Here is a 21,740-nt window from a genome sequence, read left to right on the forward strand (position 1 = left end):
CATGATCAGACTGCGAACCCTGCGGCATGCCGGCGACAATCGCCGGGGAGAGGAGGACTCCCGTTCGCTCGCGACCCACCCTTTTGGCACATGACGTCGATCCCCCGGATTGATCGAGAGGGCCGCTATCGAAGGGCACCCGGACCACCTGCGAAATCGGAAAGAACGCCGCCCACGAGGCGTAGCGAAAAATCGCAGGGCATCCCGGATTATGCGGCCGGAGCGCGCAGCCGGCCGCGCGGCGTTCGCATCGGATTGGTCGCCAGAGCGGCCCACCAATATACATCGCGCAGCAACGGGCACGTGTTGTCGCATCCCAATATCGCTTTGGGGCCGCCCGAGCACACGCTCGAATGCGTTGTTGCTGAAGGCGCCTTCGAATGTGCAGCCGGGCGTCGCAGCCACCCGGCCCTTAGCTCGCCGCGTCCTTGATGGCAGTCTCGAAGCTCTTTGCGTCGAAGGCCGGCATGCTTTGGATCCGCCCGAGGCCCTGGGCCGCGTACCAGACGGAGAATGCGAGCATCGCCTCCTGATTCGGGGCATCGACGATGTCGACGAAATCGTAGTAGCCCTGCGTATAATGGATCGACTCGATCTTGATGCCCAGCTTGTCGAGCTTTGCCTTGGCCTTGCCGGTCCGCTCAGATTGCTTGCTTGCCCACTCCGGGCTCAGGTTGCCAAGCAGTACGTATTTCATGGCCACCTCCATATTTGATCATGCGCGAAGAACCATACAATTATACGCCCTCCGGCGGCCCGCGCCCATGCCGTTCCGCGTAGCGGGAACCGCGAGGTAGGGAACTCGCCGGCCCCGATATCTTGGCCGGCAAGCCCTACACCCAGCGCCGTACCCGCGCGCGGTAGCGGCGATAGACGTCCCCGAACTTGCGCTCGAGATAGGCTTCCTCGCGGGTGATCACGCCGTAGCGGATGACAAGCGCGAAGGGCACCAGCGTCATCAGCAGCCAGAGGCTATCAAAGGCAACAGCCAGGCCGATGAGCCCCAGCACCATGCCTAGATAGATGGGGTTGCGCGTGAAGCGGTAGGGGCCCGTCTCCACGATGGTCGTGGTCGGCAGATTGGTAGGCACGTTCGAGCCGGCCCGGGTCATGGTCAAGATCGCCCACGCGACCAGTGCCAGCGCAAGGGCAAAGACTATCGTGCCGAGCCGGCCTGCAGAAACCACGGACGGCAAGAACGGCCAGGGCATGAGCCAGTTGAGCGCGAGCCCGGCAAGCACCGCGAGCGCCCATGCGATCGGCGGCCGGACAACCACATTCGCGGTATCTGCCGTGTCAGCCATGGCGGGACCAGTGAACCTGCGCTCCTTTTGATGTGGCCAGCCGAATCCCGTTTGCAAGCATCGCGCAAAATCGCAGGCAATCCCGGCGCGCCGTCCCTCGATCCCGGGATCAAGACCGACCAGCAGCGAACGGAACGATTCGGCGTTTGCCAACTTGAATCGCGGCTGTGGTGTGGGCCGCACCTTCGCCACCTGCGGCGGTAGTCCAAAGATGAAGTCCGCGCTTGCGCATCAAGCCGGATCGATCAAGGGAGGAATACGATGAGTTGGAATTGGGGCGAGCTGCTTGGGCTGAGCTTCGCTGTGTTGCTGTTCAGCGCTGCTATGATTGCCAACGTTAGTGAAAGCCCTATGCCCGAACTGCGTGGGGCTTGGGTGGCCAAGGTCTTGCGATAGGCAGGCCTGGCCTCTCGGCTACGGTCTAAAGGGCCGCGCTTGCGCCGCGCTCGCAATCCAAACGTCTACTGCCGAAGCCTGATTCTGACCCGCTCGTGCAAACCAACGCCACGGCGAGGTCGTCTACGATGGCAGCCGGACCTGTAGGCTTCGGCTGCGCTACCTCGCGATTTTTCGCGATTTTCTCCTCCCACCGTTGCGGGGCGACGGTGGGAGGATTTCCACCCGGCACGGTCGCCGGTGATGAATCCGAACTTATGGAGTAAGGGGCCGCCAACTGCCGAAGGCAGGGGCGCGCCCCTCAACCCATCGCTATCAATCGCAGATGCGCCTGCGGACCACGACGTCCTCGCCAAAGCGATTGGTCCGATGGGTGATGACGACCCGGCAGTTCTGGTAGCCGTAGCCGCGGTAATACTCGTCGTGATGGCGATACCGGTCCGGGCCGACGTAGACGCCGTTCGGACCAACGCCAAACTCAACGGCGTTTGCCGCCGTCGTTGCTCCCGCTGTCAGCGTTACCAACGCGGCGAGTGCCAAGATACTTCGCCTCATAGGTACCTCCTCTCGGATAGTGACAGAGTGCAATATTAACGGTCCGTGCGCCGCCCCGTTCCGACTCTTAGCGTGCATACGGCGTAGCCCGCCGTGCATCGCAGCAAATAGCTGCGGCGCTCACGGCCGAGCAGTGTCCCTCTGCATCGGCTGTGGCGCGCCACTCGTGAATGTCGCGGACTCCTTGCGTCCGATCCAGGACGGTGTGTGGCCGAGGCGATGCGTCGTCGTCGCCTCGGCCAGCCGGGCTGACGCAGTCGTTAGCGCTCGCTCGCAAACAGCTTGGCGTAGCGCTGCAGGTAGAGCGGCCAACCCTGATCGCCGGCCACGCCGTCGCGGACGCCTTGCCAGCCATCCCCGTGGCGGTCGAGATTGCGGTGCTCGATCTCGACCCGCGTGCGTTGCGGGGTTTCGGCGATGAAGCGTACTTCCCACTCGCTGGTTTTCAGCGGGTCGTCCTCGATCTGCCACCGCGGGCTGATGTCCCAGCTCAGCAATACCCGGCTGGGCGGCTCGTAGGCCAGCACCCGCGCCCAACGGCACACGCTGCCGTCAATCCCGCGGTCGTAGAGAAAGCCGCCGGCCTTCGGCTCGAACACGGTTTCGGCGATCCCGACCTTGAGCAGGTTGTGCTCGGCGGGTTTGAAGCTGCCGAAGTCCTCCGTGAAGACCTTGAATGCGCGCGCGATCGGAGCCTCGACCACGATCGACATGCGCACGGATGTGTCTGCTGCCTGGATACTCATCGGATCTCCCTCCTTCGGTTGCTCGACGACCGTCTTGTAGGCCGCAAGCGTCTTGGTCCAGAAGCGGTCGAGTTCGGCCCGAAGCGCTGCCAGTCCATCGGGGTCGACCTCGTAGATGCGCTGCTTGCCGGCTCGTCTGTCGACGACCAGACCGGCGTCCTTGAGCACCTTCAGATGCTGCGAGACCGCCGGCCGGCTGACGGGCAGCGCGCGGGCGAGCTCGCCGACCGCGCTGGGGTGCCCGATCAGCCGCTCAAAGATCGCCCGCCGGGTCGGATCACCCAGCGCCGTCCAGCCGTTCGTTGTGTAAGCCATCACTTACGCGTAAGTATAGACTTACGCGTTTCGCGGAGTCAACCCGGTCCGGTAGGCTGTTTTGAAGGGTGCTTCTTCACAGCGCCGCGGCAAAGTCGATCGGCCATCGCTTTGCTTCGTATATCGCGACAAGCGCGAGGAGCACGCCAGCGGCTTCAGAAATGATGCACGCCCAGCGCCGAGAAGGCGCCTTCATGCGGCTCGTGGCCGTCCATCGTCGGCTGGCCGAGAAAGCCGAGTTGCAGCGGGATCGGGTGCAGGAGCGACGTCGGGATCGCACCCGCGGTGTCGAGCAGCGGGACGTCATGCTGGGTGGCGCCGGAGAGATCCGTGGCGCCGGATGTCGGTCCGGAAAGGTCCGTCGCCAGCGGCGCAAGCAGGCCTGTGGCGGGTGCGTCATGCAGCAGGCCGCTCACCGCGCCGGTAAGACCATCGACGAGGTGACCAACTGTGTCTGTTGCTGTCGACGTCAGTTGCCCGACCGTGGCGCTCAGGCTCGCGACCGTGCCCGACACCGTTGTGAGCGCGGTGTCGACGATGCCGGTGACGGTATCGACGAGACTGTGAACGGATGAGCTGAGGTCGAAAGAGGATGACGCGATGCTGCCGGTTTGCAGGGTGGTGCTCCCGCTTGCCGATGGCGCGTGATCGGTAGATGCGCTGAAGCCCGACAGCGCAGGAGGCGATGTGAATGAAGCACTCGTGGCTAGCACTTCGCCTGCCGGCCTGTGGTCGAGGGTCGCGTCCGCATCCTGCGACGGAGTCGCTGCCGTTGTGTCGGCGTGGACCGTCGGCGAAAGGTCGGCGGTCGGTGTTCCGATCGTGCCGGCATGCTGGTCCTGATGGTTCGGCTCCGGATCGGCCGGCGTCAGCGCTGCCGGGGCGATCTCTGCCGGAAGCGCGTGCACGGCAGCCGATTCCGCCGCGCGTGCGTCCCCCTCGTGCTCCAGGCGGTGCAGCACGGTGTCGGCATCGTTGAGAAGGCCGAGCAACATGGTGGCGAAGGCCACCGACTCGGTTGCCGCTATATGACGGCTGCGTTCGGCTTCGTCGGAGCGGCGGGCGTTCTTTTCGGATTCGGCCATGGCCATCTCCTCCTCAGCGCTCGCGGAAGGCGCGGGTGATCTCGTCGCGCAGCGGACCGAGCAGATATTCGAACAGGGTGCGCGGACGCGTCGGCACGATCACCTCGGCCGGCATGCCGGCCTGCAGATCGATGCGCGACTTCTCGACGTCGTTCGGATCGAGCGCGACCTCGACGGCGTAATAGCCCTGTCCGGACTTGTCGTCGGTGAGGCGGTCGGCGGACACCGTGTGCACGGTGCCGTAGAGCCGGGGGCGCTCGATATAGTTGACGCCGATGAGCTGCACCTCGGCGCGGTGGCCGACGGCGACGTCGTTGATGTCGGACAGTTTCAGCTTCGCAGCCGCGATCAGCGGATTGTCCGTCGGCACGATGTCCATCAGCCGGGCACCGGGCTGGATCACGCCGCCCTCGGTGAAGACGTCGAGGCCGACCACGGAGCCGGTCGCAGGTGCAGTAATGCGCGTGCGGGCCATCACGTCGGTGGCGGCGTCGATCTTGGGCGCGAGTTCCGCGAGCTTGTTTTCAGTGGCACGCAACTGGTCGGTGATCTCGCTCATGCGCGCACGTTCCACGCGGGCAATCTCGAGATCGTTCTGCGCGATCTGCTGCTGCATGCCGGCGATGCTGGCCTGCTGCGCCCCGATATCGGCCTGCAGTTTGGCGTCTTCCCGCTGCAAAGCGAGGATGCGGGTCTTCGGCGTATAGCCTTGCGCAAACAGATGTTGCGCGCCGTTCATCTCGTCCGTCAGCAATTCGCGCTGCTTCTCGGTGCCGGCAAGCTGCGCCTGCGTGCCCGTGATCTGCGACTCAAGTTCCTTGATCTTGCCGCGCAGCACCGCCGTCTCGGCCGCGAATTGGTGCTTTCGCGCCGCCATCATCGCCGCCTCGTTGTCCATGGCCTGGCGTACGGCCGATAGCTCGCTGCGCGCCCGGAGACCTTCGTCGAAGTCCGGTGCATCGCTTTTGTCGCGTTCCGCCATCAGCCGCGCGCGGGCGGCCAGCGCGGCGTCGCGGTCGGCGGTGAGAACGTCGAGCTTGGCGCGCGGGTCGCTGTCGTCGAGCCGGATCAGGAGCTGGCCTTTTTCGACGCGCGCGCCATCGCGCACCGCGAGCTGGCGCACGACGCCGCCATAAGGGTGCTGCACGCTCTGCCGGCGGCCTTCGACCTGGAGGTTGCCGCTGGCGATGGCCGCGCCGGAGATCGGCGCGAGCGTTCCCCACATCGTCATTGCGGCCGCGAACGCCGCGACCACGCCGCCGCCGATCAGCGCCGGCCGGGCGGGGCGGGCGTAGCGCGCGCGGTCGCGCATCGGGGTGAAGCCATCGTCGATCGCGGTCATGATGCGCGCCCCGCGGCGGCCTGCTGCAGGGCGTGATAGACCTCGCCCGGCGGCCCGAGCATGTCGAGCACGCCGCCCCGCAGCACCATCATGACATCGACGATGTCGAGAATGGTGGTGCGATGGGTGATCACGATGACGGTGGCGCCCTCGCTCTTGGCCTGCAGCAGCGCGATCTTGAGCGCCTCTTCGCCAGGCGCGTCGAGGTTGGCATTGGGCTCGTCGAGCACGAGCAGCGGCGGCCGGCCGAGCAGCGCGCGCGCCAGCGCCAGCCGCTGGCGCTGGCCGCCGGACAGGCCGACGCCGCCGGGACCCAGCCGCGTGTCGTATTGCTTCGGCAGGTCGAGCACCATCTCGTGAATGCCGGCGCGCTTGGCGGCGTCGATGATCTCCTCCGTCGAGGCGTCACCGAAGCGCGCGATGTTCTCGCGCACGGTGCCGGCGAACAGTCCGACGTCCTGCGGCAAATAGCCGACATGGCGGCCGAATTCGAGCGGATCCCAATGGCTGTAATCGAGCCCGCCGAACCGCAACCGTCCGTCGGCCGGCGCGATGGCGCCGACCAGCAGCCGCGCCAGCGTGCTTTTGCCGGAGCCGCTCGGGCCGACGATGCCGAGCGCCTGGCCGCCGCCGAGCTCGAACGTCAGGTCCTTGATGACGGGCTCCTTGCGCGCCGGCAGCAGGCAGCGCAGCTCGCGCACCTCGATGGTGTTGCGCGCCCGCGGCACGATGGTGTGCGGCGGCGTCAGGTCGATGTCGCCGAGCAGCTCGCGCACTTCCGCATAGGCCTCGCGCGCGCCGATGAACTGCTTCCAGGTGCCGACGGCCTGTTCCACCGGCACCAGCGCCCGCCCCATCACGATACTGGCGGCGAAAATGGTGGCCGGCGTTATGGCATGGTCGATGGCAAGCCAGGCGCCGGTGCCGAGCATCAGCGATTGCAGCAGCAGCCGGAAGAAACGGATCGAGGAGGTCATCACCGCGTTCTTGTCGCTGGCCTCGGCCTGCTGCACCAGCATCGATGAGCGCTGGCTCTGCCAGTTGCGCTCCACCGCCGGCTGCATGCCCATCGCGCGGATGACGTCGGCGTGGCGCAGGATATTTTCGGTGAACACGTAGGACTGGTTGCCGGCGGCCTCCGCTTGCTTCATCGGGTCGCGGGTCATCACCTCGTTGAGGCCGGCGAGGCCAAGCAGCAGGATGGCGCCGATGGTCGCGACGATGCCGAGCAGCGGGTGGATGAAGAACAGCAGCAGGAGGTAGATCGGTATCCATGGCAGGTCGAACGCGAAATAGAGGCCTGGACCGGTCACGAAGGTGCGAAACTGGTCGAGGTTGCGCAATTGCTGCGCGCCGCGCGAGGCGCCGCGCTGCGCCGAGCGCACCACCAGCGCCTCGAACACGCGCGCCGACAATTCCATGTCGAGGCGGATGCCGCAGCGAATCAGGATGCAGGAGCGCACCGCGTCGAGCGCCGCCATGGTGAGCAGCGCAATCGCGAGGATCAAAGTGAGAAGGACGAGCGTGGAAACGTTTTCGTTGAGCAGGACACGGTTGTAGACCTGCATCAGATAGAGCGGCGAACTCAGATAGAGCAAGTTGATGGCGCTGGAGAACAGCCCGGCCCAGAGGAAGTGCGGCCACAGCGCGATCAGCGCCTGGCGAACGTCATCGATCCGGCGCCCGGAGGCGACAGAATCATCAAGAGCGGTCAGCGTGCCCGTAGGCATTCGGCGATCACCTTGGGGCGTGGTTGATAATGCGCTGCGCGATCTATTCGTGCAGTGCAGGCGGCCATGACGTGACGTGGGATGCGCTCCCCACGTCACGCATTCTTGAAATGATTTGACTCAACTAAGGTTAGGCGAGCCCGTGGAGCAGGCCGCCGACATCGAGATGGCCGACATCCGCGCTGGCACCGATCAGGGTCGGTGCGGAAACCGAGGTGTCGATACCGTCGAGCCCGGCGGAGAGGTCGATGCTCGGGCTGGTTTCAATCACCGCGCCGAGATCGAGCGTGTGCGACAGGTCCGCCGTGCCGCTGGCGCTGGCAGAGGTGCTGCCGCTAGCGCTGGCGTCGCCAAGGACGCCGGTGGCGGTTCCGAGCAGGCCATCGACGGTACCAAGCAGGTTTCCGAGTAGTGCAGCCATATAGTCAACTCCTATGAAGGTTGGCTGGAATGCGACGAACGTCGCGCTGCACAAAGCCACGGCAGCCGGAAAGGTTGCGGACTCACATGCGGCGTTTTGGTGATGATTTGTTGGGAGCGGAACTTTCCGGTGTTGCCGGTCGAGCGCGGGCCGACCATGATGTGAAGTTCCGGGAAGGTGTTTGGAAGCTCGATGTCGGAAGAAAATGCGGATGTCGCGGTGCTCGGTGCGGGCATCGTCGGCGTATCAACTGCCTATGCCGCGCGAGAGCGCGGGATGTCGGTCGTTCTTATCGATCGGCGCGAGCCGGGCAGCGAGACCTCGTATGGCAATGCCGGCATCATCAGCAGCGGCTCGATAGCGCCGCTCAACAATCCGTCGCTGTGGAAGGCGCTGCCGAAATACCTGACCAATCGCCACGCCGCCTTGCGCTGGAATCCTCGCTGGGCGGTTCAGAACGCAGGCTGGGTCGCGCGGTTCCTGGCCGATTCGGCTGCGTCGCGTTTCAGGCCGCGCGCGGCCGCGCTGCATGGGTTGATCGGCGCATCGGCAAAACTGCACCGGGAATGGATCGTGAAGGCGGAAGCCGGGCACCGCATTCGCGAGACCGGCTGGCTGAAAGCATGGCGCGGCGAAGCGGTTGCAGCGGCGAAACAGGAGCAGGCCTTGCTCGCCGAATATGGTATCGCCAGTGAGCGGCTCGACCGCCAGGCCATCTCCGCGCTCGAGCCTGATATCGTGCCCGTTTACAAAGTAGGCCTGCTGCACACACAGACCGCCTCGGTCGATTCGCCTGGCGCGGTGGTCAGGGCCTATGCGCGGATGTTCGCGGCTGCCGGCGGCGATATCAGGCAGGCGGACGTCAACGCGATTGTGCCGGACGGCGATCGCTGGCGCGTGGTGCTGGCCGATGGCGAGATTTTTGCGCGCCATGTCGTGGTCGCGCTGGGACCGTGGTCCGCTGACATGTTGCGGCCGCTCGGCTATCGCGTGCCGCTTGCCTTCGAACGCGGCTACCATCGTGAATTCAAGCCGAACCCGGCACGCCCGTTGCGGCGTCCGATCTATGACATTGACGGCGGATTCATCATGACGCCGATGGAGCAGGGCATCCGCGTCACCTCGGGCGTCGAACTGACCGGCCGCGATGCGCCTTCCTCGTTCGCCCAGCTCGATCAGGTCGTTCCGCTCGCGCGCGGGGTGGCCGAATTCGGCGATGCCGTCGGCGAAACCTGGCGAGGCTCGCGCCCGACGCTGCCCGACAGCCTGCCGATGATCGGTCCGGCGCCTCGGCATGCCGGCCTGTGGCTTGCTTTCGGTAACCAGCACATCGGCTTCACGACCGGTCCCGCGACCGGCGCCGCCATCGCCGCCATGATCGGCGGCGCGCCGCCGCCTTTCGACGTCACACCGTTCGCGCCGGATCGCTACATCTGACCCGACCAGGGTGGAACACTCTTCGACTCGGTGTCGAAGACGCGTTGCCGCGCCCGACGGCGTCTTCAGTGGTTCCCCGAAGGTCCCCGAAACAACCCCAAACTGCCGGCGTTATCTTGCAGGTTCATCTTGCAGGCTCGTTAGCATCAGGAGACCAGCCATGCAGGTCCAGGAAATCATGACGCCAACGATACGCATCGCGGATCCCAATATGACCATTCGTGACGCCGCAAAGTGCATGAGGGCCGACAACGTTGGCGCCCTGCCGGTCGGCGAAAACGATCGTTTGATCGGTATGGTCACCGACCGGGATATCGTGGTGCGAGCGGTCGCCGAAGCGCGCTCGCCTGGCAATACGACGGTTCGAGAGGTGATGTCCGAAGGCATCTGCTACTGCTTCGGCGATGATGATGCCGAAGCCGCCGCGCAAATCATGGCCACCCATCAAGTGCGGCGCCTGCCTGTTCTCAACCGAAACAAGCGGCTCGTCGGGGTCATCGCGCTGGCCGACCTCGGCCGCTCGGAGGACGAAGCGGCGCAGGGCGCGCTGAAGGACATCTCGCAGCCGACTGCGAAGGAGCGCCGATAAACCCGCACTCGCAACTGTGGAACACCGCTTGCGCGACGGAGTTCAAGGCTCGGGTCAACGCAAGCGGAGACAGCAACGATGGCTGGTAGGCTGGAAAGCAAGATAGCAATCGTGACGGGGGCGGGGACCGGTATTGGCGAAGCCATCGCACACAAATTCGCGAGAGAAGGCGCGAAAGTCGTGGCCGCCGGGTTGCCCGAGGATCCCGTGGATGACGTCGTCCGGGCGATCCGGGGGCGTGGCGGCGTGGCCGAATCCTTTCTCGGCGATCTGGCGGATGAAGTAGACGCCCAGGCCTGCGTCGCTCTGGCGGCGGATGTATTTGGCAAGATCGACATTCTCATTAACAACGCCGGTGTGTTTCCTGAAATCGCCGAATGCCAGGATCATTCCGTCGAGATGTTCGATTATGTTATCCGGAACAACATCCGTTCCGCGTTCCTGATGACCAAGTTCGCGCTGCCGCATCTTCGACGTTCGCGCGGTGTCGTGATCTCGACCGGTTCGGAAGCCGGCGAGATCGGCGAGCCGATGGCGGCGCCCTATGGCGGCTCCAAGGGCTTTCTCCACGCCTTCATGCGCGGCGTCGCCTACGAGCAGGGCAAGTACGGCGTGCGTGCGCTTTGCGTGTGCCCGGGCCCGATCGACACGGCCTGGACGCACAAGGAGACGGGACCAATGGATGCGCAAATGGAAAAGCAGACCGTTGCCGGCACCGTACTCGGCCGGCGCGGCACGCCCGAGGAGATGGCCAATGTATTCGCCTTCGCCGCCTCGGATGAAGCGAGTTTCCTGACGGGAGCCCTGATGTTCGCCGACGGCGGAACTACGATTGCAAAAGGCGGCCCGGGAGAAATGGCAAAAAGCTTTGTCAGAGAGCAGCCAAAGCCGACGCTCGACCTCAGGCACTCGCATGACGGCATGAAAGGCAAACCTGCCGGGAATCGCATGCACTAGAGGACTGCATACGACGTCTTCCGCCCCGGGGTTCCGACCTCTGTTCGTTCCGGACAGCCATTTTTTGAATTTCTTCGGAACGTAACCGCACCTTGCGAGTTATCGAGGTAAGGAGCAGGTAACCTTCAATCAATAAGAAGGTGAATGCTCCGAAAGCCCCGTCATCCCGCTAAAATGCGGATGGCGGGGTTTCTCTTTTTGAGGCTCGGTTTCGTCGTGCTGATGAAACACGGCATCTGCCGGCATCGGTTCCGGCCAATCTCTGGAACGCTCAACGGAAGTCCGGGTTGTTTCGGTGCAGCAGGCAGGCCGGACCGGCAGCGCCTGCCGCAGGGTCGAGCGGCGCCGGATGCGCGATTTTCTCTGCGATCGGCAATCTCGAGCCATTGGAGATCCGAGCCATGGCCGGCTTGACGCCCAGCGAACGAGCCCGTGAACAAAGCCAGGCATCGCTCACCGAGATATTGCGCCGTCATGGCGAAAGCCTGCCGGCGCCCGAGTGCGCCGGTGAATTCGGCACCCTGTTCGCCCGTTTCGGTGACGCCCGGATCGTGCTGCTCGGGGAAGCGACCCATGGCAGCTCGGAGTTCTATCGAGCGCGCGCCGCCATTACCCGCGAACTGGTACAGCATCACGGATTCTCCATTATCGCCGTCGAGGCGGATTGGCCGGACGCGGCGCGCATCGATCGCCATGTGCGCCATCACAAGCGCGCGAGCGGGAAAGGCGCGGCATTTGCGCGTTTTCCGACCTGGATGTGGCGCAATGCCGAAGTGGGGGAATTCGTCGACTGGCTGCGGGCCCACAACGGCAATCTGCCGCCGGAGCGGCGCGTCTCGTTCCACGGGCTCGACGTCTACAGCCTCGGCGCTTCCATTACCGCGGTGCTTGAATATCTCGACCGCGTCGACCCGGTCGCGGCCAGTGCAGCGCGCCGCCGCTACGGCTGCCTGACGCCGTGGCAGGACGAGCCGGCCGCTTATGGCCGCGCCGTCCTGTATGGCCACCGCGATACTTGCGAGGACGAGGCGGTGGCGCAACTCACCGAGCTCTTGCGCCGTCGCCTGGCCTATAGTGCGGCGGACGGCGATGACTTCTTCGACGCGGTCCAGAACGCCCGGATCGTTCGCGCAGCCGAGCATTACTACCGCATCATGTATCACGGCTTGCGGGAATCCTGGAATTTGCGCGACCGGCACATGTTCGACACCTTGCAGGCGCTGCTTCAGCGCGACGCCGGTGCGAAGGCGGTCGTCTGGGCCCACAATTCTCACATTGGCAATGCCGCCGCTACGGCCATGGGTTGGCAGGGTGAGTTCAACATCGGCGAACTTTGCCGCACCGCCTATGGGGATGCCGCGGTCCTGATCGGCTTTGGCACCGATCGCGGCACGGTCGCCGCGGCGAGTGATTGGGACGCGCGGATGCAGGTCAAGACCGTGCTTCCGGCGCGCCCTGACAGCTACGAATATGCCTTCCGGAAAACGGGATTGGCTCGCACGCTCACCGACTGGCGCGCCCTGGCCCGTCGCGAACTCGTCGAGGCGCTGTCAACCGATGCTGGAGCGGGCGATCGGCGTCATTTACCGGCCGGAAAGCGAGCTCACCAGCCACTATTTCCAGGCGGTCCTTGCCGAGCAGTTCGATGCCTATGTGTGGTTCGAGAAGACGCGCGCGGTGACGCCGCTGCCCGCCCGGCATGAGCAAGGCCTGCCGGAAACGTATCCATTCGGGCTTTAGACATAACAGTCTGTCGCTCGCAAAGGAGCGCCCAAGATGATTGGACAGGACAGCTTCAGCGATCGACGCGAGGCCGGACGCCAGCTCGCAGCGGCGCTCGCGCACTTCCGTGACGCCAATCCGTTGATTCTCGCGCTGCCGCGCGGTGGCGTTCCCGTCGCGTTCGAGGTCGCAAAGTCGCTCGCCGCGCCGCTCGACCTCCTGCTGGTGCGCAAGATCGGCGCGCCCGGGCATGAGGAGCTCGGTATCGGTGCCGTGGTGGACGGCCGGAACCCGCAACTTGTGCTCAATTGGGAGGTCGTCGACATGGTCGCTCCGCCGCCGGGCTACATCGCCGCGGAACAGAAGCGGCAACTCGCCGAAATCGAACGTCGTCGACTTCTCTATCGCGGCGAGCAGCCGGCCGCCGATACCAGCGGGCGCACCGTTATCGTGGTCGACGATGGCATCGCTACCGGCGGAACGGTGAAGGCGGCGCTGCGAGGCGTGCGACAAAGCCGGCCGGGGCGCCTCGTTCTCGCCGTGCCGGTCGCTCCGCGGGACAGTCTCGATGAAGTCGCGACGGAATGTGACGAGGTCGTGTGTCTCCTGAGCCCCGATCCGTTCTACGCCGTCGGTGCGTACTACGCCGACTTTGCCCAGACGACCGACGAAGAGGTGATCCGGCTGCTCAAGGAAGCGCAGCAGATGAGCCATTCAAAGCTCGACGCAAATCGACCAAAATCGGCAGGGCCCTCGGCTCGAGGCGGCAGCAAACCGCTTGCCGGCCAACGGCGTTGAATGCGCTTCATTTTTTGATTGCGAAAAGCCTCACCCGGATCAGGTGCCGGAGCTACTCTGCTGGCATGCACATTGCATCTGCTTCGATGCATTCGTTTCAAATGCGGCGGCACGAGTGCACGATCATGCCGCCTTCGCTCAACGTCCAGCTTCGAATCGATCTTTGCCGAAGCCAACATTCCGGATCCCCCGCACGGTGCACGAAATTTCGTCGCCTCCCTTGCATGGAGCAATAGTTTGATGACACCGTTGCGCTTGCTTCGGGGATGGCGGCCGGCCAGTGATCGCGCGTTCCGGGTCGCTAGAGCGTTTTCCAGCGAAGTGGAGACCGGTTCGCGTCAAGAAAACGCGTCAAATCAAAAATCTAGAGCCCCGTTCCGATTCTATCGGAACGGAACAGGCTCTAGTGGAGCCTTTGTTATATGTTGCGTCTGATTGCCCGGCGTCTTGTCATCGGTGTGCTGGTTGCGCTCACCGTGATGACGCTCGCGTTCCTGCTGACGCGGCTGTCGGGCGACCTTGCGGTTTCAATCGCGGGCCCGTCGGCAACGCAGGCCGACGTCGAAATCGTGCGCAAGGCCTACGGCCTCGATCGTCCGCTTTATGTCCAGTTCTTCGCCTGGACCGGCCGAGCCATGGTCGGCGATTTCGGCCAGAGCTATTTCTTCAAGGACAGCGTGGCGAACCTGATCCAGAAGCGCCTGCCGATCACGGTCACGCTCGGCCTCGTCGGCCTGAGCCTTGCGTTGGTCATCTCGATTCCACTCGGCATCCTCGCGGCGCTGCGCGAAAATACCTGGGTCGACCGCAGCGTCACCCTGTTCACGATGGTGGGGCAGGCGGTGCCGAGCTTCTGGCTCGCCTTGATCCTGATGATCGTGCTCGGCCTGCAGCTCGGCATCCTGCCGATCTCGGGTACCGGCACCTGGCAGCATTTCGTGATGCCGGGGATCGTGCTCGCCTTTACGGCGATCCCGGCGCTGACGCGGCTGACGCGCTCGGGAATGATCGAGGCGATGGCCTCTGACTACATCCGCACCGCGCGCGCAAAAGGCCTGTCGCGGGCGCGCATCATCTTCAAGCATGCGCTGCGCAATGCCGCGATCCCTGTCGTGTCGATTGCCGCGGTCCAGCTCGGCTTCATGCTGGGCGGCTCGATCGTCATCGAGACGGTGTTTGCGCTGCATGGCGTCGGCTATCTCGGCTGGGAGAGCATCGCCAAGAATGATTTTCCCGTCGTGCAGGCAGTAGTGCTGGTGCTTGCCGTGTTCTATATCGGCCTCACGCTGCTGGCCGACATTCTCAATGCACTGCTCGATCCGAGGTTGCGCACGGGATGAGCGAGCCGATTTCCATTCAGGCGCCGCAGCCTTCGAGCACAGGTAGCTCGCGCATCGGCACCGCCGGCTTTGCGATCGGGATCGCCATCGTCGGGCTCATCGTCGCAGCCGCGGTGGTCGGCAACGCGCTGGTGCCGCAGGACCCGTTCATTCAGGATCTCGGCAACCGTCTCAAGCCGCCGTTCTGGATGGAGGGCAGCCAGGCGGGGCACCTGCTCGGCACCGACCAGCTCGGGCGGGACTATCTGGCGCGGCTGGTCTATGGCGCGCGCATTTCACTGCTGATCGGCGTCATGACCGTGATCACATCGGGCCTGATCGGCATCACGCTTGGCGTGCTCGGCGGCTTCTTCGGCGGCCGCGTCGATGATGTCGTGCTGTTCGCCATCACGACGCGATTGTCGATCCCCGTCGTGCTGGTCGCGCTGGCGGTGGTCGGGCTGATGGGCTCGGGCCTCGGGCTCGTGGTCGCGACGCTGGGGCTCCTGTTGTGGGATCGGTTTGCCGTTGTCGCGCGCGCGACCACCATGCAGGTCCGCAACCACGACTATGTCAGCGCCGCCTGGTGCGCCGGCGCTTCGATGCCGCATATCCTGATCAAGGAGATTTTGCCGAACATCGCGAGCCATCTTGCCGTGGTGGCCACGCTGGAGATGGCGCTGGCGATCCTGCTCGAAGCCGCTCTGTCGTTCCTTGGCCTCGGCGTGCCGCCGCCGCTGCCGTCCTGGGGACTGATGATCGCCGAGGGCAAGGACTACATGTTCTTTTCGCCCTGGGTGATCATGATCCCGGGAGTCGCGCTGGCCGTTCTGGTGCTCGGCATCAATCTGGTCGGCGACGGACTACGCAATCTGCTCGGCGCGGAGCGGCTGCGATGAGCGCGCTGCTGGAGGTCGAAGAACTGCAGGTGACGTTCGGCGGCCGCACCGCGGCGGTCCGCGGCGCCTCGTTCCGGGTCGAGAAGGGCGAGACCCATTGCCTGGTCGGCGAATCCGGCTGCGGCAAGTCGGTGACGGCGCTCGCGGTGATGAGCCTGCTCGCGCGCGGCGGCCACCGTTCGGCGAAACATATGAGCTTTGCCGGCACCAACTTGCTGTCGCTGTCGGACCGCGAGATGGCGCGGCTGCGCGGCAATCGCATGGCGATGATCTTCCAGGAGCCGATGACCAGCCTCAACCCGGCGTTTACGATCGGCTCGCAGATGGCGGAGGTGCTGACGCGCCACAAGGGCGGCTCACGCGCCGTAGCGCTTGACCGCGCCGCCGAACTGATGGGCCGCGTCGGCATCACGGCGCCTGGCATGCGGCTCGGCCAGTTCCCGCACCAGCTCTCGGGCGGCTTGCGCCAGCGCGTGATGATCGCGATGGCTCTGATGTGCGATCCTGAACTACTGATCGCCGACGAGCCGACCACCGCGCTCGACGTCACCGTGCAGGCGCAGATCCTGCGGCTGCTCGCCAACCTCAAGCGCGAGTTCGGCCTGTCCATTCTTTTGATCACCCACGACCTCGGCATCGTCGCGCGCGTCGCCGACCATGTGTCGGTCATGTATGCCGGCGAGGTGGTGGAGCGCGCGCCGACTGCGGAACTGTTCCGCGCGCCGCAGCACCCCTACACGCGCGGCCTGCTGTCTTGCGTGCCGGTGCCGGGCCGGGTGCAGCGCGACCGGCCGCTCGGCTCGATTCCCGGCGTGGTGCCGGCGATCGGGGCGGGCTTCGTCGGCTGCGCCTTTCGCTCGCGCTGCGCCCACGCCGATGAGACCTGCACGGGCGCGATTCCGCGGCGGCCGGCGGGCGATGCGCACGATTATCTTTGCCGGCTCGAGCCGGACTGGGCGGAGCTGCAACCCGCATGACCGCCGCGATCGAGGTTGAGAATCTGCGGTGTGAATTCCGCGTCCACACCGGGTTGCTGTCGGCGGAAAAGCGCGTGGTCGCGGTCGATGACGTCACCTTCAGCGTGCCGGCCGGCAGCGTGCTCGGCGTCGTCGGCGAGTCCGGTTGCGGCAAATCCACGCTGGCGCGCATGATCCTCGGGTTGCTCAAGCCGACGGCGGGGACCGTGCTGGTCGACGGCAAGCGCCTGTTCGACCTCGACCGCAAGGCGCGCGCCCGGCTGATCCAGCCGGTGTTCCAGGATCCGTTCGCCTCGCTCAATCCGCGCCGGCGCATCAAGGACATCGTGGCGCTGCCGCTGGCCGCCCAGGGCACGTTCTCGCGCGGTGAGATCGAGCGCCGGGTTGGCAGTATTCTCGAGCGCGTCGGCCTGTCGGCCGCGATGGGCGAGCGCATGCCGGCACAACTCTCCGGCGGGCAGCGCCAGCGCGCGGCGATTGCCCGCGCGCTGGTGCTCGAACCGCGGATCGTGATCTGCGACGAGCCGACCAGTGCGCTCGACGTCTCGGTGCAGGCGCAGATCCTCAATCTGCTGGCCGATCTGCGCCGCGACCTCGGGCTGACCTACCTCTTCATCAGCCACAATCTCGCCGTCGTCGAGCACGTGGCGAGCGAGGTCGCGGTGATGTATCTCGGCCGGATCGTCGAACGCAACGATACCGACGCGTTGTTTCGCAAGCCCCGGCATCCCTATACGCAGGCGTTGCTGGAAAGCGTGCTGACGCCGGAGCCGGGCAAGGGTGTGCCGGACATCGGTCTCGGCGACGCCATGCCGGATCCGGCCAATATTCCGCCGGGCTGCCGGTTCAACCCGCGCTGCCGTATCGCGGTGGAACGATGCCGCCATGAGGCACCAGCGCGCATGGTCCGGCCGCCCCAGGGAGTGGTAGAATGTCATCTGGCATAAGGCGTGTTTCACGCCACTTCACAAAACACCAATAACGGAGCGCGATATGCGTATGCAAAACAAACTCGGTGCGGCCATTCTGGCGGTAGCTCTGCTCGGCGCCGGTGCGGCGCCCGCAACGGCCCAGAAATCCGCCGACACGCTGCGCATCGTGATGCGCGACGCGCTGCCCAACGTCGATCCCTACTACAACAATCTGCGCACCGGCGTGGTGATGCACCATCAAGGCTGGGACGCGCTGGTCTACCGCAATCCGGATACGTTCAAGCTCGAGCCGCTGCTGGCGACCGAGTGGAAGCTGCCGGATCCGACCACCATCGAGTTCACGCTGCGGCCTGGCGTCAAATTCCACGACGGAAGCGCGTTTACCGCCGATGACGTCGTCTACACGATCAACCTCGTCGCCGATCCGGCGAGCCGCGTCTCGACGCCGTCGAACTACAACTGGATCGACAAGGCCGAGAAGACCGGCGACCTTTCGGTGCGCGTCAAGTTGAAGCGGCCGAATCCGGCGGCGCTGGAATATTTCGCGCTGGTGCTGCCGATCTATCCCAAGGCCTATCGCGAGAAGGTCGGTGCGGAAGGTTACGCCAAGGCGCCGGTCGGCGCCGGTCCCTACAAGATCACCAAGGTAGAGCCCGGCGTTTCCATCGATTTCGAGCGGTTCGAGGAGTACTGGGCCGGCAGCCCGAAGGGCAAGCCGGCGATCAAGAAGATGAGCGTGCGTTTCGTGCCGGATGCCGGCACCGAGACGACGGAATTGCTCGCCGGCCGCGCCGACTGGATCTGGAACATGAATCCGGACCAGCTCGAACCCGTCAACCGGATGCCGCATCTGCAGGCCGTGCGCAAGGAATCGATGCGGATCGGCTTTCTCTCGCTCGACGCCAGCGGCCGCACCGGCGCCGACAATCCCCTGACCAAGCTCAAGGTGCGTCAGGCGATCTGGCATGCGATCGATCGCAAGGCGATCGCCGACAAGCTCGTCACCGGCGGCAGCCGCGTTCCTGCAGCACCGTGTTTCCCGTCGCAGTTCGGCTGCGATGCCGAAGCGGCAGTCGCCTACAGTTACGATCCGGCAAAAGCGAAGCAGCTTCTCACTGAAGCCGGTTATCCCGATGGCTTCGATGTCGAGCTTGCAAGCTACGTGCTGCCGCAATGGGGCTCGTCGGTTCAGAACTACCTGCATGCGGTCGGCATCCGCGCCAAGCTCAACCAGCTCCAGACCGCGGCTCTGATCCAGCGCGCCAAGGCCGGCGAATTGCGGATGTATCTCGGAAGCTGGGGCAGCTATTCGATCAACGACGTCTCGGCGATCCTGCCCAATTACTTCGACGGCGGCGCCGACGACTATGCGCGCGATCCCGACGTGCAGAAATGGCTGCTGCAGGGCGGATCATCCATTAACCCGGAAGTGCGCAAGGAGGCCTATTCGGCGGCGATCAAGAAGATCACCGAGCAGGCCTACTGGGCGCCGCTGCACACCTATGTGACGACCTACGGCCACTCCAAGCAACTCGACTTCACGCCATACCCGGATGAGCTGCCGCGCTTCTATCTGGCGAAGTGGAAATGAGCCAGTTGTTGCTCGAGGCCGTTCAATGGTTGTTGGCATGAACGCTGGGCTTCCGCCCGGCGTCCGAGGACGCGGATGTTCTCGATCTTCGCCAGCCCATCGGCGAGACGGCCGCTGACGTCCGTCGCCATCTGGGCGGCGAGCGGGTCGTTGGCCGAATTCGTCATCGGCATCACGGCGATGGTTGCGGGCCCGCGCGCAAAGATCACGCCGGAGCGCAACATCGACACGGCGATTGCCGTACTCAGGATGGCAAGCCCCGTCATGGACGCGAATGCGACGCTGCGACGGCTGAAATCGAGCCGGCGTTTTGCGGGTTCGCTGCTCGCATCAGTGGCCGCCGCCGTATCCGGTTCGGCGGGCACAGGCTGGCCAGTCGGGACTACCGCCGGCGCGGCCGGCACGGCGACTTCGGTCACCTCAGCCTGAAACAGATAGCCGCGCCCGGAGATGACCCGGACCACCTGGCGCTTGTCGTCGCCGAGCGCGGTGCGGATTTCGCGGATGCACTGAAACAGGCTGTCCTCGCTGACATGGACGTTCGGCCAGACGGTTTCCATCAATTGCTGCTTGCTTAAGACGCGGCCGGCATTGCCGGCGAGCAGCCGCAGTATCTCCAGCGTCTTCGGCCGGAGCCTGATCGTCCCGCCATCAGGCCGGCGCAACTCGGCGCGCTCGGAATCGAGCTCGAAGCCAGAAAAGCGCAGCACCCGTCCCCTCCCACCGGCAACTGTCCCCATCTAGTCCCCGGATGGCCCGCAAAAATGTGCCCAAACGCACAGGCGCGCCGAATATCAGAAAAATTTCAGAATGTCTCAACAGCCGCTTCAGGACGCCGCTGCCCCGCCAATGCCATGTGTGAAGAGCTTCACAATCGGACCAGAATATTCATGCTAAAATTAATTTGCCCCGCCCACGACACGGCCTTTGAAGCAGCCGATCAGCCCGCAGAGCAAGGATTGAACAGCATGGACGACGCCCTGAACCTCGCCCGGGTCAAGGCCGAGCTGTCCTATCTCAATCGCCTGGAGGAACGGCGCGAGACCAATGTGGCGAGCTTGAAGCGCCTGAAGGAAGCCCGCGACGCGCTCCTTGGCAGGGGAAGTGAAGGCGCGGAGATATCATCCTCACGAAGACTCTAGCCGTTCACCCCTTCGTCACGTGCACGCCGGGCCTTTGCCCCGCATTCCACTTGCCGCCGATCGCGCGCTCGATCTGCGCCGCCAGTTGCAACAGCAATCCGTCATTGGCCTGCCTGGCAATCGCCTGGATGCCGAGCGGCAGGCCGTGCTCGTGGGTGGCGAGCGGCAGCGAGATCGCGGGAATGCCGCAGAGATTGGCGAGCGGCGTGAACGCAAAATTGCGCCAGAGATTGCCGAACCAGTCGAGCACGTCAGGATTGTCGCTGATCGTCAGATACTCCTTGGTGCCGACCTTCGGCGTCGGCAGCGCCGTAATCGGCGTCAGGATGATGTCCCAATCCTCGAAGAACGCGCCGAAAGCGCGCGAGGTCGTGTTGAACACCGCCTGCATCCGTGCCCGTTCGGCATAGCTCGTGTGCCGGCCATGCTCCCAGATCCGGATGTTGATCGGTTCGATCAGATCGGCGGGCGGCTGCTCCAGCCCGCGCGCCGCCAGCATGTTGCCGATGACGACGGCAAAATTGCTGATGTAGCAGGTGGTCTGCGCCGCAAACGCTTCGCGATAGTCCAACTCCGGCAAGGCGTAGTCGACGTGATGGCCGAGGCTTTCGAGGAAGCGTCCGACCTTCTGCAGCTCGGCGGCGATATGCGGCGTGGCGCGGTACTCGCCCCACTGGTACGACAGCGCGATTTTCAGCCGCGCCGGATCGCGCGCGATCATCCGTGTATAGGGCTCGGGCGGACTCCAGAATGGCATGAATTCGCCTGGCGCCGGTCCCCGGCAGGCATCGACGAAAGCCGCGGTGTCGCGCACCGTGCGCGACTGGCAGCCTTGAATCGACACCAGCCCGCTGAGGTCGGACAAAAGCGGCGACAGCGAGAACACGCCGCGCGAGACCTTCAGTCCGATATTGCCGTTGACGCCGGCAGGAATGCGGATCGAGCCGCCGCCGTCGGTTGCATGCGCGATCGGCACCGCGCCGGCCGCAACCATCGCGGCGCTGCCGGCGGACGAACCGCAGGTGGTGTAATCGATATTCCAGGGATTGCGCGTGACATAGACGGCGGGATTGTCCGCCGAGCTGCAGACCCCGAATTCGGGAGTGGTGGTGCGCCCGATCGGATTGAGCCCGGCCGCGCGCATCTTCCTGGTCATGAACGTGTCGGCGGTGGCGCGATTGCCGCGCATGTAGAGCGAGCCCATTTCCTGCAAGCGGCCCTTCATTGTCGGGCCGAGGTCTTTCATCAGGAATGGAAGTCCGGCAAACGGTCCATCGAGATTGGTGCCGTCGGTGCCGGGGTCGGCGACCGCATCCTCGAAGATTTCGACGACGCCGGAAAGCGCGGGATCGACCTTGGCGATGCCGGCGGCCGCCTGCGCGGCCAGCTCCGCGGCCGTCAGTTCGCCCTTCGCGACGCGCGCAGCCAGCGCAACGCCGTCGTGGTCAGCCCACTCGTCCCAGCCCATAGGCAAGTTCATGCA

At 64.9% G+C, this 21,740-nt stretch carries 19 protein-coding genes and 2 pseudogenes; 11 read left to right on the forward strand and 10 right to left on the reverse strand.

What is annotated here, in order from left to right; translation table 11 throughout:
• Positions 1 to 412: 412 nt before the first annotated feature.
• The 8 genes and pseudogenes from V1288_RS14400 to V1288_RS14435 all read right to left on the reverse strand — a co-directional run bounded on the left by V1288_RS14400 (position 413) and on the right by V1288_RS14435 (position 7,894).
• Positions 413 to 697, reverse strand: coding sequence for a GYD domain-containing protein (locus V1288_RS14400; protein ID WP_334357657.1), 285 nt, complete (start codon positions 695 to 697; stop codon positions 413 to 415).
• 136 nt (positions 698 to 833) lie between these two features.
• Entirely contained in the window at positions 834 to 1,457 is a 624-nt protein-coding gene (locus V1288_RS14405) for a methyltransferase family protein (RefSeq protein ID WP_334357658.1), read from the reverse strand.
• A 558-nt stretch (positions 1,458 to 2,015) separates the two neighbouring features.
• Positions 2,016 to 2,255 carry a hypothetical protein gene (locus V1288_RS14410; protein WP_334357659.1) on the reverse strand — a complete coding sequence of 80 codons (240 nt, stop codon included), beginning with the start codon at positions 2,253 to 2,255 and terminating at the stop codon, positions 2,016 to 2,018.
• A 767-nt stretch (positions 2,256 to 3,022) separates the two neighbouring features.
• Positions 3,023 to 3,316, reverse strand: a pseudogene (locus tag V1288_RS14415) (ArsR/SmtB family transcription factor); the annotation flags it as partial.
• A gap of 155 nt (positions 3,317 to 3,471) precedes the next feature.
• On the reverse strand, positions 3,472 to 4,401 hold the full coding sequence (locus V1288_RS14420; RefSeq protein ID WP_334357660.1) for a hypothetical protein: 930 nt from the start codon (positions 4,399 to 4,401) through the stop codon (positions 3,472 to 3,474).
• 13 nt (positions 4,402 to 4,414) lie between these two features.
• Positions 4,415 to 5,743 carry an HlyD family type I secretion periplasmic adaptor subunit gene (locus V1288_RS14425; protein WP_334357661.1) on the reverse strand — a complete coding sequence of 443 codons (1,329 nt, stop codon included), beginning with the start codon at positions 5,741 to 5,743 and terminating at the stop codon, positions 4,415 to 4,417.
• A complete protein-coding gene (locus V1288_RS14430) occupies positions 5,740 to 7,473 on the reverse strand; it encodes a type I secretion system permease/ATPase (RefSeq protein ID WP_334357662.1) in 1,734 nt (577 codons plus the stop codon). The genes V1288_RS14425 and V1288_RS14430 overlap by 4 nt, the downstream gene beginning before the upstream one ends.
• Positions 7,474 to 7,603: 130 nt before the next feature.
• A complete protein-coding gene (locus tag V1288_RS14435) occupies positions 7,604 to 7,894 on the reverse strand; it encodes a hypothetical protein (protein ID WP_334357663.1) in 291 nt (96 codons plus the stop codon).
• A gap of 192 nt (positions 7,895 to 8,086) precedes the next feature.
• On the opposite strand from V1288_RS14435, the gene V1288_RS14440 reads away from it, so the two are divergent.
• The 10 genes and pseudogenes from V1288_RS14440 (at position 8,087) to V1288_RS14485 (ending at position 19,115) form a co-directional block, all read left to right on the forward strand.
• On the forward strand, positions 8,087 to 9,331 hold the full coding sequence (locus tag V1288_RS14440; RefSeq protein ID WP_334357664.1) for an NAD(P)/FAD-dependent oxidoreductase: 1,245 nt from the start codon (positions 8,087 to 8,089) through the stop codon (positions 9,329 to 9,331).
• Between the two features lie 160 nt (positions 9,332 to 9,491).
• On the forward strand, positions 9,492 to 9,920 hold the full coding sequence (locus tag V1288_RS14445) for a CBS domain-containing protein (protein ID WP_334357665.1): 429 nt from the start codon (positions 9,492 to 9,494) through the stop codon (positions 9,918 to 9,920).
• Positions 9,921 to 9,998: 78 nt separating this feature from the next.
• Complete coding sequence (locus V1288_RS14450) at positions 9,999 to 10,877, forward strand: SDR family NAD(P)-dependent oxidoreductase (protein WP_334357666.1); 879 nt, start codon at positions 9,999 to 10,001, stop codon at positions 10,875 to 10,877.
• Positions 10,878 to 11,278: 401 nt separating this feature from the next.
• Positions 11,279 to 12,617 (forward strand): annotated as a pseudogene (locus tag V1288_RS14455) (erythromycin esterase family protein).
• 36 nt (positions 12,618 to 12,653) lie between these two features.
• Positions 12,654 to 13,397, forward strand: a complete 744-nt coding sequence (locus V1288_RS14460; protein ID WP_334357667.1) for a phosphoribosyltransferase — start codon at positions 12,654 to 12,656, stop codon at positions 13,395 to 13,397.
• A 422-nt stretch (positions 13,398 to 13,819) separates the two neighbouring features.
• Complete coding sequence (locus tag V1288_RS14465) at positions 13,820 to 14,737, forward strand: ABC transporter permease (protein WP_334357668.1); 918 nt, start codon at positions 13,820 to 13,822, stop codon at positions 14,735 to 14,737.
• On the forward strand, positions 14,734 to 15,615 hold the full coding sequence (locus tag V1288_RS14470) for an ABC transporter permease (RefSeq protein ID WP_334357669.1): 882 nt from the start codon (positions 14,734 to 14,736) through the stop codon (positions 15,613 to 15,615). The genes V1288_RS14465 and V1288_RS14470 overlap by 4 nt, the downstream gene beginning before the upstream one ends.
• The gene (locus tag V1288_RS14475) at positions 15,612 to 16,592 is read left to right on the forward strand and encodes an ABC transporter ATP-binding protein (RefSeq protein ID WP_334357670.1); all 981 of its coding nucleotides are present in this window, start codon (positions 15,612 to 15,614) and stop codon (positions 16,590 to 16,592) included. Before V1288_RS14470 ends, V1288_RS14475 begins: the two co-directional genes overlap by 4 nt.
• Positions 16,589 to 17,539 (forward strand): ABC transporter ATP-binding protein, encoded by a 951-nt coding sequence (locus V1288_RS14480; protein ID WP_334357671.1) that lies wholly within the window; start codon positions 16,589 to 16,591, stop codon positions 17,537 to 17,539. Before V1288_RS14475 ends, V1288_RS14480 begins: the two co-directional genes overlap by 4 nt.
• A 46-nt stretch (positions 17,540 to 17,585) precedes the next feature.
• Positions 17,586 to 19,115: an ABC transporter substrate-binding protein gene (locus tag V1288_RS14485; protein WP_334357672.1), complete on the forward strand. Its 1,530-nt coding sequence runs from the start codon at positions 17,586 to 17,588 to the stop codon at positions 19,113 to 19,115.
• Here V1288_RS14485 and V1288_RS14490 read toward each other — a convergent pair.
• A complete protein-coding gene (locus tag V1288_RS14490) occupies positions 19,094 to 19,825 on the reverse strand; it encodes a winged helix-turn-helix domain-containing protein (protein WP_334357673.1) in 732 nt (243 codons plus the stop codon). The genes V1288_RS14485 and V1288_RS14490 overlap by 22 nt on opposite strands.
• A 258-nt stretch (positions 19,826 to 20,083) precedes the next feature.
• Here V1288_RS14490 and V1288_RS14495 point away from each other — a divergent pair, with 258 nt between their 5' ends.
• Positions 20,084 to 20,257 carry a hypothetical protein gene (locus V1288_RS14495; RefSeq protein ID WP_334357674.1) on the forward strand — a complete coding sequence of 58 codons (174 nt, stop codon included), beginning with the start codon at positions 20,084 to 20,086 and terminating at the stop codon, positions 20,255 to 20,257.
• 4 nt (positions 20,258 to 20,261) lie between these two features.
• Here V1288_RS14495 and V1288_RS14500 read toward each other — a convergent pair whose 3' ends face one another.
• On the reverse strand, positions 20,262 to 21,737 hold the full coding sequence (locus V1288_RS14500; RefSeq protein ID WP_334357675.1) for an amidase: 1,476 nt from the start codon (positions 21,735 to 21,737) through the stop codon (positions 20,262 to 20,264).
• Positions 21,738 to 21,740 lie beyond the last annotated feature (3 nt).

The organism is Bradyrhizobium sp. AZCC 2176 (genome assembly GCF_036924645.1).
Taxonomy (GTDB): domain Bacteria; phylum Pseudomonadota; class Alphaproteobacteria; order Rhizobiales; family Xanthobacteraceae; genus Bradyrhizobium.